Here is a 14152-nt window from a genome sequence, read left to right on the forward strand (position 1 = left end):
GCCCCTACGACTTTTCACTTTCCCCCACACCCCCCACACCCCCCACACCCCGAAAGCTAGATGAATTAACTGAGAAGAGTCGCTTCTCCGGTATCCAAGTCATAATAAGCACCGGCAATTTTTAGTTTGCCTTCTTGAACAAGCTGAGACAACACTGGAGAAGCATTCAGCCGTTCGATTTGTAACAAAACATTGGCTTTACAAACTTCCGTAAGGCGATCGCTCACATTATCGGCCACCCGACCGACAGCGGGGCGAATTGAATCTAAAATGCTGCCAATTTGACCGGGAACTTGGGCATCTTGGATCGCCGCATCCACCGCACCGCAGCGTTCGTGTCCCATCACCAATAGGACTTTTGCGCCTAAGACTAACGTGCCAAATTCTAAGCTGCCAATTTCTTCTGGAGTCGCCACATTTCCCGCCACGCGAACCACAAATAAATCGCCTAATCCTTGGTCAAACACAAGTTCTGATGGCACGCGAGAATCCGCACAAGAAAGAATCGCCGCAAACGGCTTTTGTTTAGCGGCCACTTCCGCTAGTCGGAATAAAGATTGATTGGGGTTTTCCCGTTTATCTTGGACAAATCGTTCATTTCCCTGCATCAGTTTTTCTAGGGCTGCCTCTGGGGTCACATCATTTTGAGCCACGACAGGGGCTGGATTTCGGAGTTGGGAGCCAAACGTTTGGCTGAGAATTCCGGCACCAATGATTCCAGAGCTAAATTGTAACAGATTGCGACGGGACATTCTTGGTTGATGTTTTGACATTGCGTCTATTAACCTCGATCTATATAAAAATGCTATGAATAGATATAAAGTCAATGGACGTCGATCGCGGAGTTTTTTTTGACCAAAGGACTTGTGGTAAAATCGATGCTAAAAAAACTTTTGTCTGACAGCAGTTTCCTCTGCTATACATCTCGATCCCCCATTCTCCAAGCCACTTGGATAATGGGGGACTTTCGTTGATTGCCCCCACCCCGCAGGGGCTGGCTTAACATACCTCAAAAAATCGCTTCGGTGCTGTATGTTATCTAGGACTTACGCAACGACTCTATATATATGGGGTATTGGTGTGTCACCGTCGGAACAACACCCTACCGATAGCTGATTATTAGACAAGAGTGCTTTCATAAGGTGTCGATCCCCCCAACCGATGGCGGATTCACCGCCATCGGCTTTTTGGAATTTTTCAAGAAGTCTATTTTCCTTTTTCCCCGGCATCTTCCTCTTGAATTTGTCGCACTGCGGTCAATGCGGAATAACTCACCCCAGCAGTTCCTTCTCCTGGGTGAGTAGAGTCTCCCACTAACCATAAATGCTGAATTGGGGTGCGAGTGGCAATGCCAAAAGGCCCAAAAGTTTGAATCCGTTGTCCCACTCCCCCAACAATTCCATGTAAACGCCCGGTATATTGAGCAAAAGTGCGCGGTGTCGCCGCTTCTTGGTAAATGATTGTGTCAGAATTGAGGTGAAAATATTGCCCTAACCGCTGAATTGCTTTTTCCGTATAGGCTTGTTTTAATGCTGCATAATCATGGCAATTTTGCCACAGTTTTGTATCCGTAAAAGAAGACGCGGTAATGGTAAATTTGCCGTCGGGGGCGCGACCATCCCCAGGGTGACTGACAGAAACAAATAGAGAATTATTTTCCCCAATAGTTTGCCTTGCGCCGATTTTTCCATCTTCTGCATATTCATAGAGAAATTGCATATGGGGGGGACAATTTTCGGGAATAGCTTCTTGGGTGACACCTAAATAAACCACAAATGCACCGGAAGCGGGGGGCAAGTTTTCCACTCGGTTTTGATACAGGTTTTGGAAAAAGCGATGCTGTGGATTGGTTTTATGTTCTGGGACAACGGAAGTTAACATTTTTACTAAGTTTTGTACCGGCACATTTGCGACAATATGATCGGCTTTTTCTGTCCAAATTTTCCCGCTTTTCTGGTTGCTAATTACGACACTAGATGCCCCATGTTGATCGATGTTGATTTCTTTGACTGTATGGCGCATAAATAGCTGACCGCCATATTTTTCTAAGCCTTCAACTAGGCGATCGCTCAACACTTGCATACTGCCTTTCAGGTGAAACAGTCCTTGAGGAGACTGAGAAACTCCCAAGGCGGTGGCGGCATATAATAAGGCGGTTTCATTGGCATCAACTTGAGAATATAACTTCAGTTGTAAATCTAAAAAAGTTTTTAAGCGGTGATTCTTTTCTAAGCCAAATAATCGCAGGGCATCTAATACCGTCATTAAGGTAAAAGGGACGGTAATTAATGTGTCTGGTCGCAAGGCTTTGACTAATTGCCATATATCCCAACTATTGCGCGGCGGCAGTACCGGATCGCGGCCTTGAAATTGCCAACTGGCTTGAAATAATGTATCCATTAATTGCCAAAAAGGTTGGCTTCCGGGAAAGTGGCGATCGCGTTCTTCCTGCCATTTTTTCGGGTCACGCCAAATATTAATTGGTTCGGTTTCTCCGGGTAAAAATACCGCACAAGCTGGATCGCAGTAGGTAGCTTCGGGCAGGTCAATTTCTAACTCCGAGAAAATACGGTGATGAATGCCTCCCGGTTCTAATCCTGCGACTTGGGTTGCCCCTACATCAAAGGTAAATCCTTGGCGTTTGAATGTAGAAGCACAGCCCCCAGGAACGATCGCCTGGTCATAAATTCGCACTTGATAACCCCGTTTGGCTAACAGTACACCTGCGGTTAACCCACCAATTCCTGCCCCAATGACGATCGCGGTTTTTTGATGATTCTCTGGGGGATGATTCTGTTGACTGTTGGCCATGAAATCAATCTTTACATTTGTTTACAATGTCGATTGTAGTTGATTTTCTCATGGTATGAGTGTGGCATGAGTGGCTGGGGATGAATATTCCCCGCAGGTGCGCCACGGATGTCAATCCGTGGCTAGATGAGTTCGCGAATAGCGGAATATCAAGGGTTAACAACGGTTAACAAGGGTTAACGAGAAGACTTAAGCAAAGCCGCATCAATTTGTTGAACTAAATGATCCATTGTTGATGAGTTGTCGAGTACCACGTCAGCTAGGGACGCTTTTTCGTCAATGGACATTTGGCTATCAATGCGGGCGATCGCTTGTTCTGCCGCCAGACCATCTCGTTTGATTAACCGCTCGATTTCTAAAGCCCGTGGCGCATAAACCACCCAAATTTCCGTGACTAAATCGGTCATTTTGGCTTCAAACAACAAGGGCACCACCAAAACAATTGGGGTTTGTGGTGTTGGTTGAATTTTGCCATTATTTTTGGCTGGGGGTTGCTTGGGTGCGAGGATTTTTTGGATTCCTTCGCGCAACCGACGCCGAACATAAGGATGAATTTGTTGCTCAATCCAATGCCGTTCCGCAGGGTTGCTAAAGATAATATGGCCGAGTTGTCCTCGATTCAAATTACCATCGTCAAGGAGAATACCTGTGCCGTAACGGTTGGAGATCGCCTTGAGTACCGGAGAACCGAGTTTCACTGCGTCGCGAGCAAAAATATCGGCATCAAATACGGGCAATTGGTGAACGGTTGCCAAATAGTCAGAAACGGTCGTTTTGCCGGTGCTGATGCCGCCGGTTAAACCAATGATTCGGGGTTGGATGTTAGTGTATGTAGGCAAGGGTCTGGGATTGGCGCTTGTGGTCATTAGTCAACTCCGCTTCAGTGACATCACCACAAATAATATAGCTGGTCGTTGGGATAAGAAACAGCCCGAATTCATGGTAATTCTGAATTAGATATAGGATGTTACCATTTTTAAGTGTTAACTGTTGGTAAAAATACAATTTGATTAATTTTTTTGATACCCCTGGAAGCGATCGCAATGATTTAGATAATTCATTGCCCGAATGGTTCTGCGATCGCCATGAATCGCCATAAATGAAGAATGCGATCGACCCCGCGCCCAATTTTTGCAAGTTTTTTCAAATTTTTTCAAATAACTAGGCATTGACTAATTTTGCTATTTTTTTCTAGATAATTGCAGTTATCTATCTGCAATTATTGATAAATCAATTAGCCCCTAAAAAAACCATAATTTGTTCAAGCAAATTGCTTAATTCTCCCGCTTCACGCGATCGCGCAATCCAATTAAACAAGCCGCCAATCACCCAAGTTTACTGGCGGCTGGTCATCATCTGCTTATTCTGGAGAATCAAGTTCAAAAATGGGAAATATTTCTTGCCGCAGATAGGCATCAAAGTGTTGATAAAAATACTTCCAAGAAGTACAATTATCTTGAGCCAGTTTTTTCATCGGCGCATTTTGATATAAAGGCACACGGGTGGTAATTTCATCTTGCAGCAATTGGGGCAGATTATTAAAAATGGGCACTTTTTTCCCCCAAGCACTGTAAATCAGATAACCAGGGCGATCGCCCATTTTCATCCACGGCAACCAAGGCCCAATTCTATCCCAAGCTAACATCACATTGGGAATAGAAATAAGTTCTGTATTTTCCATATCAGCCGTAGAGACAGTCAATTTAAACAGTTCCGTTGACTGATAAATTGCCTGGGGACTATAGGGAGCAAATTTCGCATCTTTTGCCAGAGGATTCGGATATTGAGGAAATAAATTAATCAGAAAAGTCGTGAGATCCCCAGCCACAATTCCCGGAAACCGTTTTGTCAGATTAAAATTTGCCTGGACTGGATTGTTGGCCACATGAACCACGGGTAAAATTTCACCTGTCCAGGGGTTTTGCCAATGATTTAAGCGGGTTCCGGTCATCGGGTCTAAATATAAACTGATTTCCCGCGAGGTAAAATCCCAAGTTTCATCGGGGTTAGAAATAAACCGGGCAACACTCATCCCTAATATCTGAAATAAATGTTTTGTCGGTTCTCCGGGAACTATCCCATAAATTGAACCCGACCAGGTAAGAAAAGATTGGCTGCCATCTGCACTTCCTCTAACTTTTATCCAATCTTTTAGGTTTAAATCTGTTTTGATAAAATTCATCATTTATTAGATAAATACACTAAATGATTTTAATTTTTTGCTATTGCTATCAATCGTCCGTCGATTTTACCTGAGATTAGTTTGGGATAATTAGTTAGCAAAAATTTGCTTTACATCCCTATTATTTACTTAATTTTAGTTTTTTTGCCCGTTTTACTGTTGCCTATTATCATTTTTTATGGATAACTATTCAAGGGTAGTTAATCTAAAGATTTAATCAGATAATATGGAAATCAGAAACCGAATTTGTTACCCGGTGAACCAGGATTTCTGGAACAATGGGCAGAACCCGGTTTCTGAATTAACCGATTAATCGTTGCGACTAAAAGCCAGCAATTTACCAGGTTTAAATGTCTTAATTACTGCTACTATTGCGCCGTCCCAGTTCATAAACTCCCGACCCAATACAGCTAATCATCCCCACACTGATCGCCCAACTCGATCCCAGACTGAGTTCAATGCCGTAATTACATAAAACTCCCACGATAAAAAATGGGAGAATGCTGCACACTGAAGCATAGAATGCATTTTGTGACTCTCGGGCTTTGCGAGTTCTTTCAAACTCTTTCTCGGAGGTGTAGAGCGATCGCTCCGCAAAATTAAACCAGCGGTTGAGTTGTTCTGTCACCCACTGACTTAGGGGATAAAACCCTAAATACAACGACAGCGCCCACAAGCTGGCGCCCGCTACCGTAGTGGCATCAAAGGGAAACCTGAAGAAAAAAATGTCAGTCAACATAGGTCAAAAAAATATTGCAGCTAATGGGATCGGTTCAGCAAGGGGGTTGAGTGGAGGATATGTCCACCAAAAAATCCACCAAAGAATATGGTAATCTTAACGAAAATTTTAAGGTTCTGGAAACCCTGCCCACCATCATGGGTCTAAAATCTAGATTCCGGTTGGCACTAAAACCAAAAATGATTCACACTCTTGGGTTTTACCTGGTAGGTGATGACAGGTGCGATCGCACTCCCCAAACTTGATAAAAAAATTTACAAAAAAAACTTGTCAAATAAATTGACTTAGGGAAGCTTTTATGTTATTTATCCGTTCATTATCTGCCGATCGCTTCCAATCTTGTCAGACTGGCAACAGAAAGTCAGGAGGTTCCCGATCCGGACAGGGCTAAAACATCAAAAATCATTAGACATTGAAATTTACCCCGAAAAGAATCAATCCTAAATATTTATAATATTTATAATCCAGAAAAAATTTCCCGCCAAAAAGCTTTTTTTAAATATCTGAATAATTCCTGATAGTTTAGGAGACACCTGAAAAAATATAAAGCTTTAGAGTACCTGTGGAGATAGTTAACTCAAAAAGAGTTAAACTAAACCCTTAAGAACGCACTGAAGGATCAAAATATGTTTAATCTGAATATTTAACTTGATTTAATCTGAATCTATGCTCGAATCTGGAAATCATTACGGTATCTGAGGAGTATCCACCTGTGAAGCAAAAGTTACGATCAATACTCAAGCAACTCAAGCAAAAATGCTGGAGTCCCATCACCCAAGTTGTGTTAATCGCCATGCTCAGTTTATTTACAGTCCTGGGTTTAAATGGGATTGATATGATGCAACCGGCTACGGCGAATGAAACTTATCAGGTTGCCCGGGGCAGCGCGTGGCAAAATGCCTCGTTTCCAGTAGAAAATTTTCAAGAATATACTTCCCCATTTGGCTATCGGCGATCGCCCACCGGAGGATACACCGAAGAATTTCACTCAGGATTAGACATTGCGGCACCAATGGGTAGCTACGTCCGTAATTGGTGGGCGGGTACGGTGGTAGAAGTGATTGATGATGGTCGTTGTGGCATTGGTCTGGTGATTTCATCCGGCAATTGGGATCACATCTATTGCCACATGGACGGATCCGTAGAAACATCTAACGGAGTTCCGTATTTAATCGACCGATCTGGCGGCATTTTTATCGGTGAAGGCCAACAGATCCCTGCCGGAGCACGCATTGGTCGAGTGGGTATGACAGGTCGCACCACCGGCCCCCATTTACACTGGGGGCTAAAATATGCGGGTCAATGGTATGACCCAGCCCTAGTCATTCGCCAAATGTATCAAGATCAACAAATATCTCGGCAACCCTAAGACGAATCGAGACAACCGAGCCAAAAAATTGCAAATCAAAAAAAACTGACCAAACAACCGAGTTTATACGGAGATACCTCAGTAAAAACGCTGAGGATCTTGCGTAGAACCTCGGTTTTTTTGGCTTCACTTAGCCGGATCAAGATCACAATCCCAGAGTAATCAGATCACTGTAAAATTTGAGAAAATCTTGCATTGTAATAAACAACCCAATTCCATATTACTTCGTGAGATTATGTCACTTACCAAAAATCGGTCCAAGCTATCCCTTGAAGAACTTTACGGTCAAGCGATGTTTTCTACCATCTTAACTTCTTCTGACCGTCAAAAAATCAAAAATCTCTTGTTAGGGGAATCTTTGAGTCACTCAGAAATGCTGATTATCGATCGCCTACTCTACAATGTCCGTCAAGGATGGCTTCAGGTGACAGATTAAACAGTGTTTTTCAACATTCTCTGGTTTTGAGGAGAAATTGATGACGCGATCGCCATGATTTTCATACCTATTTGAGCTATAATACTCAAATCATCACTTGATAACGATAAAATCTGGCTAACATCATCAAAAAAATGAAAAACCATATTCATCAACTCTCGCTTCCTTTAGCTTTTTATCCTAAAATAAATAAAAAATCCTAAATATTTTCACGGCTTTGATATTAGACAATCAAAGCTAGATTGATGCTGTTTATATATATCCGATTAAAAACGTAGGCAAAACGTATAAATCGCAATTATAACCATTACCGACTACATCAAATAAAAACCCTGATTATTTATTAATTCGATCCTGAGAATAATTAGGGCAATCTGGAGGGGATAAAATGTGCGATCGCATTCCTCAAAATCCTCTCGCCGATACCTGAATTGATTAACTAAATAAATTATGTTATAATTAGCATTAGCTAAACAGCGGTTTTGCCTTCAGCTAAAGTCCCGGCAATTACATTCAGATCGACGCCAAAAATCAACGATGGTTACTCAAAATCAATCACAATTAGAACTATTTAACCCCAACCTCTTACAACTTTTGACGGGTGGGGTTAAATTTAAGTTTATTGACTTATTTTCGGGAATTGGCGGTTTCCGCATTCCTTTAGAAAAATTAGGCGGTAAATGTGTAGGCTACTCGGAAATAGATCCAGAAGCCCAGAAAGTCTATCGGCAAAATTTTATCGGCTATGTGAATTCCGATGAAATTGATTTAGGGGATATCAGAAATATCCAAGAAATTCCCGCAAATCTTGACTTAATTGTGGGCGGTGTTCCCTGTCAGCCTTGGTCGATCGCCGGAAAATTAAAAGGATTTGATGACCCCAGAGGACAGCTTTGGTTTGACGTAATGCGTTTATTAGCAAAATATCAACCAAAATCTTTTATTTTTGAAAATGTCCGAGGTTTAGCCAGTCCGAAAAACCGCCAAAGCTTTGATTATTTATTACAACAGTTTGAAGCGATCGACTATTCCGTTCGCTGGAAAATCATTAATTCTTATGATTTTGGCGTTCCCCAAAGTCGAGAAAGAGTATTTATCGTGGGCATCAGAAATGATTTAGAAAATGCTCAAGCCTACTCTTTTCCTGAACCGATTGATTGTCAGCCCAAGCTGGTTGATATTATCGATGAGATTAAAGACTGCGAAATTATCGAAAAAGTCAAAGTTTCTCCTGATTTACTCTTTGGGGAGCAAATTCCGCCGTCGCGCAATCGGTTTCAAAAAGATGATGAAATGAATGATTTTTTTGTGTTTTCCGATTTGCGGAATGGTCATACCACGATTCACTCTTGGGATTTAATTAAAACCAGCGAAAGAGAAAAGTTAATTTGTGTTACAATTCTGAAAAATCGCCGCCGCAAGAAATATGGATTAAAGGATGGAAATCCTTTATCTTTTCAGGATTTAAGCGAGTTAATTGATGGCCTTAAAGAAGCAGAACTGGATCGACTGGTGGAGAAAAAAATCTTACGTCTAGTGAGAGACGGTGCAGTATCCAAGTATGAATTTGTGAATTCCAAAAATAGTGCAGGAATTGGTGGGGTTTATCGGGTATTTTTGCCCAGTTCAGCGATGATTCCTACTTTGACTGCTACGGGGACAAAAGACTATATTGCTACAGTGGCTATTCATGCCGAAAATCCCGAAGAATATAAGCGTCTATTTTTACAAAAAATCTATAAACCGAAAAATTTTAGGTTGATTACCGCCCAAGACGCTTGCCGACTGCAAGGATTTCCCGATTGGTTTCAATGCCATGAAAACCCCAATATTGCGAAAAAACAATTCGGCAATGCTGTTTCCGTTCCGGCTGTCTATTATATTGCCAAAAATTTAGTGGAAAAAATTTTTTTTAGTCAAGATTGTTTAACGGATTTTAGTTTACCATAGTAAATTAGATGGGAATACTAGAATATTAATATATAGTGTTTATCGCGTCGATCATACTCTGATTGGATTCCCGCATTCGCGGGAATGACAATTTTTTGATATATCTCATACTAAAGAAAATTTTTATATGAAAATTATCGCCTATTTGTACAGCGATCCGCTGTTAGAACCAATGCCAGATCCGACAAGCTGGGGCTGGGAAGTCGATCGCGTGTATCAAGATTTAAGCGATCGCACTCAATTAGAACAACTGTTTACCGACTGTACCGAGGAACCCGCTGATTATTTATTAATTCACCGCTTAGAAGAATTAGGAGATTCGATCGCGGAAATAAGCGATCGCATCCATCAACTAGAAACCTTGGGGACAGAAATTGTCGCGATCGAAACCCCTGGATCGATCCAAGAATTCTCCCAGTCTCTCACCCAACGTGCAGACTTAATTCAACTGCTGGCGCAAATTCAAACCACCCAGCATAGTCGGCAAATTCGCAAAGGTCATGCGCGTAATCGCATCAACGCCCTACCTCCTCCGGGTAAAGCCCCATTTGGGTATCGTCGAGGCAAAGACCGCTACGCCCTCGATCGCGCGGCGGCCCCAGTGATCAAAGAATTTTTTGAACATTTCCTGCTTTACGGATCTTTGCGCGGGGCGGTGCGCTATCTCGCGCAAAAATATAACAAAAAAATTTCCGTCACCACGGGACGACGCTGGCTGACTAATCCGGTTTACCGAGGGGATTTAGCCTATAAAAATGGTGAAGTGATTACCAACACTCACATTCCGATTATTTCCCGTCAAGAAGCAGCCCAAATCGATCGCCTCTTGCGTCGCAACCAACAACTGCCCCCCAGAACCGCTAGTTGTTCTCGGTCTTTATCCGGTTTAGTGGTCTGTGGGCAATGTCAAGCCACCATGACTGTCACCCGTGTTAGCACTTATCGTCGCGATCGCGAATATCTATATTTACGTTCCCCTCATTGTCCCCAAAAACCAAAATGTAAAGCGATCGCCTATAGCGAAGTCTTGCAAAAAACCATTGACCGAATTTGCCAGGACTTACCCGTTGCCGTCGCCCAACTGCAAACCCCTGACAGTGCCATTAAACAAAATATCAAACAAAATATTACCGCTGCGATCGCCGAAAAAACACAAATTCTCGACCAGCTTCAAGACCTATGCGATCGGCATATTCTAGACGAAGAAACCAGGCAACTGCGGGCTTACAAACTCCGCACAGAAATCTCCCAACTGCAACGCCAACTCGCTGAATTACCCCCCGTCAATCTCCGAGAAACAGCCCAAGCGGTTTCCATCCCGCAATTTTGGTTAGACCTCACCGAATCAGAACGGCGATTTTACTTCCGGGAATTCATTCGCCAAATTCAAATAGACCGTCAAGATACCTCCTGGCAACTGCGAATCTGCTTTATTTTTGAGTAAGTTATATCAAATCCGTGTATTCGCTGATTATCTACAAAACTCTGTCATTCCCGCGAATGCGGGAATCCATCTTAGTATTTCGTAGGGTGGGCAAAAGTCAACTTTTGAATTGATCGAATGAACCAAAGCAATTTTGCCCACCATTATTTCGTAGGGTGGGCAAAAATAAATTTTTGACTTTATCGAATGAACCAAAGCAATTTTGCCCACCATACAAGAATGACAACTAAACTATGCTTACTTGGGTTGGGCGATCGGCAACTCGATGGTAAAAGTAGACCCTTCGCCAAAAGTGGAAACACAAGAAAGAGAACCATGATGAGTCTTTTCCACAATTTCGCGAGAAATTGATAAGCCCAAACCTGTCCCCACCCCAATCGCTTTAGTAGTAAAAAAAGGCTCAAACACCCGATTTTTAATTTCATCAGGCATTCCTGGGCCATTATCAGTAATAGAAATAGCCACGCGGTTAGAGTTCAAACATTTAGTCGCGATCGCAATTTTTCTTTTCTTCCCAGAAGGCTTTATGACTTCCTTTGCTTCTGACTCTGATTCTGCTTCTTTTTCCGCCTCTTTCTGGGCTAAAAGACAGTCAATAGCATTACTAATCAGATTCATAAACACCTGATTCATCTGATTAATATGGCATTCCACCTCTGGAATCTTGCCAAAATCTTTAATCACCTCAATATCTTGTTTATAACGGTTATTTAAAAGAACCAAGGTACTCTCAATCCCTTCATGTAAATTCCCAGGTTTCATCGTCGCTTCATCCCGGCGATAGAAATTGCGGAGATTAATCACCAAATCACGAATTCTTTCCGAACCCGTTTTCAGCGACTTGACAATCCGGGGTAAATCTTCCTGAATATATTCTAGGTCGATATCCTCTAAAATATTTTCCACATCTTCGACTTTATCTGGATAAGCTTCTTCGTAGGTTTCTAATACCTCAAACAAATCCCCAACGTGCTCTTCTACATAAGGTAAGTTGCCGTAAATAAAGTTAATCGGATTATTAATTTCATGGGCAATCCCAGAAACCATCTGCCCTAACATAGCCATTTTTTCCATCTGCAACATATTGGATTTCAGCCGTTCTAACTCTGACTCATTTTGCTGGCATTTTTGCATTAATGCCGCCTTCGACTGTTCCAAATCTTCAACCAACTTAATCACTTTTTCTAACACTGCCCGGTTTTCTCCAGTTAAAACCTCCGACAGTTCATCTAAACAAGAACGTTCCATATTAACTGCTCGATTCATTAGATTGCTTTACTTAATGAAAACTTACCCAACCACTTTATATGTTGGGTGGCCGTTGGGTGGCCGTTGGGTGGCTGTTGGGTGGCCGTTGGGTGGCCGTTGGGTGGGCAAAAGCCCACCCAAAAGAGCAAAGGCGATTAATCTATATCACCTTGAGTCCGAAGACTTCTTGCCACCCATATTTTTCAGATCGATCACTTTGCCCAGTAAATCAAACCAAAAAGATGACCCCATTGAAATGGCGATTCCACTAATCAACCAACCGATAACTCGATGAATAAAGGGCAATTTTACCGGGCCAAAACTCAATTCTTGTTTGGCTTGACCGGCTAGATTATATTGATTCCAACCTACTGGTAGCGAAACATCTTCCAAAGCATCTCTAACCTCATTTTTCACCTGGTCAAATTTATCTTCTGGGGGAGATGTCATCGTAGTCGGAAAAGAGTTTTCCACTAATCGTTCAGCACTCAGACTAATGGTACTGCGTAAGACTGAATTACTCGATAAGCTATTCACCATATATAAAGTATCCGCATTAGCCCCAACCGCTACCAGGAAACCAATTAAAATCGCTACCCCTTTAGAATTTCGCTTGTAAACTCCCGATGCCCGTTGCATGGAGCGATCAAACCACTGTTCAATTTCTTTTTCTAGTTGACGTAATTCATTCTCAGTTTGACTGCCTTTTTCGTCAATTTTTTTAGCCAGTGAAGTTAAACTTTCTTTGACTGAATCTGGTAAATTACTATAGACCGCATGAACGGTTTTATACGCGGGACTATTTTGATCTCCAATATATTCTTGAATTTTCGCATACATTTCTCCCCCTTGGCGAACTTCCGCAATCACATCCGTCATTTTTGGTTTGAGTTCAGTCATCAATAACTGACGGCGAATATCACTGCCAAAATAGTCTTTTCTGAGTTTGGAAAGTTGGCCGATAAATTCGTGAACTCCTGGTTCTTGGAGGGATAATCGTTCTTGACATTCTTCCGCAAAGGATCCGATTTTGGTCGCGAACCTGTAAATGCACATTTGCAAGCTTAATTTTTCCGCTTTTAAATCATCAATTGCGTGATTCCACTCTTGCCATAAATTTTCTAGTTCTGTTTCGACTAGCTGCTTATTTTGTTCACTTAAACGAGAATAATTCAGTAAGTTTTCTTTAATAATCTCATCTAAGATTTTTTTCTCAAATTCTTCCACTTTTTTCACGATTAACATCCGATTTAATTCGGGAATTTTTAATGTTTCCATGATGGAAGTGGCAAAAGTTTCCGGGGGGATGTAAGATGGACCACTTTTTCTTTCTTCTTGAGTAATGATATCTTTACCAAAAACATTGCTTGATTTAGTCAGGGTTTGCATTTTAGTAATCAGCAGGTTACTAAATTGACGAACAGCTTTAGCCCATCCGCTTTTGGCTTCTTGGTTGAGGTTTCTGATTAAGGGATGAGAATATAGGGTATCGGCGATCGCACGAGTTTCTGAGGCTTTGGTTGTTTCTTGACTGCCGGAAAGCAGCACTTCAATTGATTGCTTGACATGTTCTGCCCGCCACTGAAGTAATGTAGAAAGAAGTCCCTGAATTTCTGAAGCCAACAAGCTGAGAATCAGGTAAATAAAAATTAAGCCAATGGCAACATCTAAAATAAACGGTAGACTCATAGAACAAACTCCAATTCTAGGGTTGACAGATGCTTCTTGAGACGCTTCTTGATTGGTTTTGCGTAAATATCAGCCACTATAAGCCATTCTTGAAGAGATGATGTCATCTTTACCAGAAATTTTCATCTTCAAATCAGACACCAATAGGACTTACGCAAATAATCTATATACGGGGTATTGGTGTGTCACCGCCTCGGAACAACACCCTACGGATAGCGTTCATGCGTAAGTCCTGACCAAGACGCAAGGGAGGGTGAACCGAGAGGTCTGGGGCATGAAATCAG

The 14152-nt window shown here is 42.1% G+C and carries 12 protein-coding genes; 5 read left to right on the top strand and 7 right to left on the bottom strand.

The features are described 5' to 3' along the window. Positions 1-65 precede the first annotated feature (65 nt). From AM228_RS13495 to AM228_RS13520, 5 genes are all read right to left on the bottom strand, one after another. Positions 66-773 (bottom strand): carbonic anhydrase, encoded by a 708-nt coding sequence (locus AM228_RS13495; protein WP_054466632.1) that lies wholly within the window; start codon positions 771-773, stop codon positions 66-68. A 433-nt stretch (positions 774-1206) separates the two neighbouring features. Beyond that, positions 1207-2811 carry a C-3',4' desaturase CrtD gene (gene crtD, locus AM228_RS13505; RefSeq protein WP_054466634.1) on the bottom strand — a complete coding sequence of 535 codons (1605 nt, stop codon included), beginning with the start codon at positions 2809-2811 and terminating at the stop codon, positions 1207-1209. 176 nt (positions 2812-2987) lie between these two features. Beyond that, positions 2988-3677 (bottom strand): dephospho-CoA kinase, encoded by a 690-nt coding sequence (coaE, locus tag AM228_RS13510; protein WP_054466635.1) that lies wholly within the window; start codon positions 3675-3677, stop codon positions 2988-2990. Positions 3678-4171: 494 nt separating this feature from the next. Further along, entirely contained in the window at positions 4172-4996 is an 825-nt protein-coding gene (locus AM228_RS13515; RefSeq protein ID WP_054466636.1) for a DUF1838 domain-containing protein, read from the bottom strand. A 352-nt stretch (positions 4997-5348) separates the two neighbouring features. Then, entirely contained in the window at positions 5349-5732 is a 384-nt protein-coding gene (locus AM228_RS13520; RefSeq protein WP_054466637.1) for a hypothetical protein, read from the bottom strand. A 59-nt stretch (positions 5733-5791) separates the two neighbouring features. On the opposite strand from AM228_RS13520, the gene AM228_RS13525 reads away from it, so the two are divergent. The 5 genes from AM228_RS13525 to AM228_RS13545 all read left to right on the top strand — a co-directional run bounded on the left by AM228_RS13525 (position 5792) and on the right by AM228_RS13545 (position 10931). Then, positions 5792-5977 carry a hypothetical protein gene (locus AM228_RS13525; RefSeq protein WP_054466638.1) on the top strand — a complete coding sequence of 62 codons (186 nt, stop codon included), beginning with the start codon at positions 5792-5794 and terminating at the stop codon, positions 5975-5977. 467 nt (positions 5978-6444) lie between these two features. Continuing rightward, on the top strand, positions 6445-7101 hold the full coding sequence (locus AM228_RS13530) for a M23 family metallopeptidase (protein WP_369817728.1): 657 nt from the start codon (positions 6445-6447) through the stop codon (positions 7099-7101). A 235-nt stretch (positions 7102-7336) separates the two neighbouring features. Then, positions 7337-7537: a hypothetical protein gene (locus AM228_RS13535; protein ID WP_054466639.1), complete on the top strand. Its 201-nt coding sequence runs from the start codon at positions 7337-7339 to the stop codon at positions 7535-7537. A gap of 537 nt (positions 7538-8074) precedes the next feature. Then, positions 8075-9487, top strand: a complete 1413-nt coding sequence (locus AM228_RS13540; RefSeq protein ID WP_054466640.1) for a DNA cytosine methyltransferase — start codon at positions 8075-8077, stop codon at positions 9485-9487. 127 nt (positions 9488-9614) lie between these two features. Further along, positions 9615-10931 carry a recombinase family protein gene (locus AM228_RS13545; RefSeq protein ID WP_054466641.1) on the top strand — a complete coding sequence of 439 codons (1317 nt, stop codon included), beginning with the start codon at positions 9615-9617 and terminating at the stop codon, positions 10929-10931. Positions 10932-11168: 237 nt separating this feature from the next. Here the strand turns inward: AM228_RS13545 and AM228_RS13550 are convergent, their stop codons facing one another. Continuing rightward, on the bottom strand, positions 11169-12197 hold the full coding sequence (locus AM228_RS13550; RefSeq protein ID WP_231636790.1) for a sensor histidine kinase: 1029 nt from the start codon (positions 12195-12197) through the stop codon (positions 11169-11171). Between the two features lie 147 nt (positions 12198-12344). Then, the gene (locus tag AM228_RS13555; RefSeq protein WP_054466642.1) at positions 12345-13868 is read right to left on the bottom strand and encodes a hypothetical protein; all 1524 of its coding nucleotides are present in this window, start codon (positions 13866-13868) and stop codon (positions 12345-12347) included. Positions 13869-14152: the final 284 nt, after the last annotated feature.

The sequence above is a fragment of the Planktothricoides sp. SR001 genome, assembly GCF_001276715.1.
In the GTDB taxonomy this organism is placed as follows: domain Bacteria; phylum Cyanobacteriota; class Cyanobacteriia; order Cyanobacteriales; family Laspinemataceae; genus Planktothricoides; species Planktothricoides raciborskii.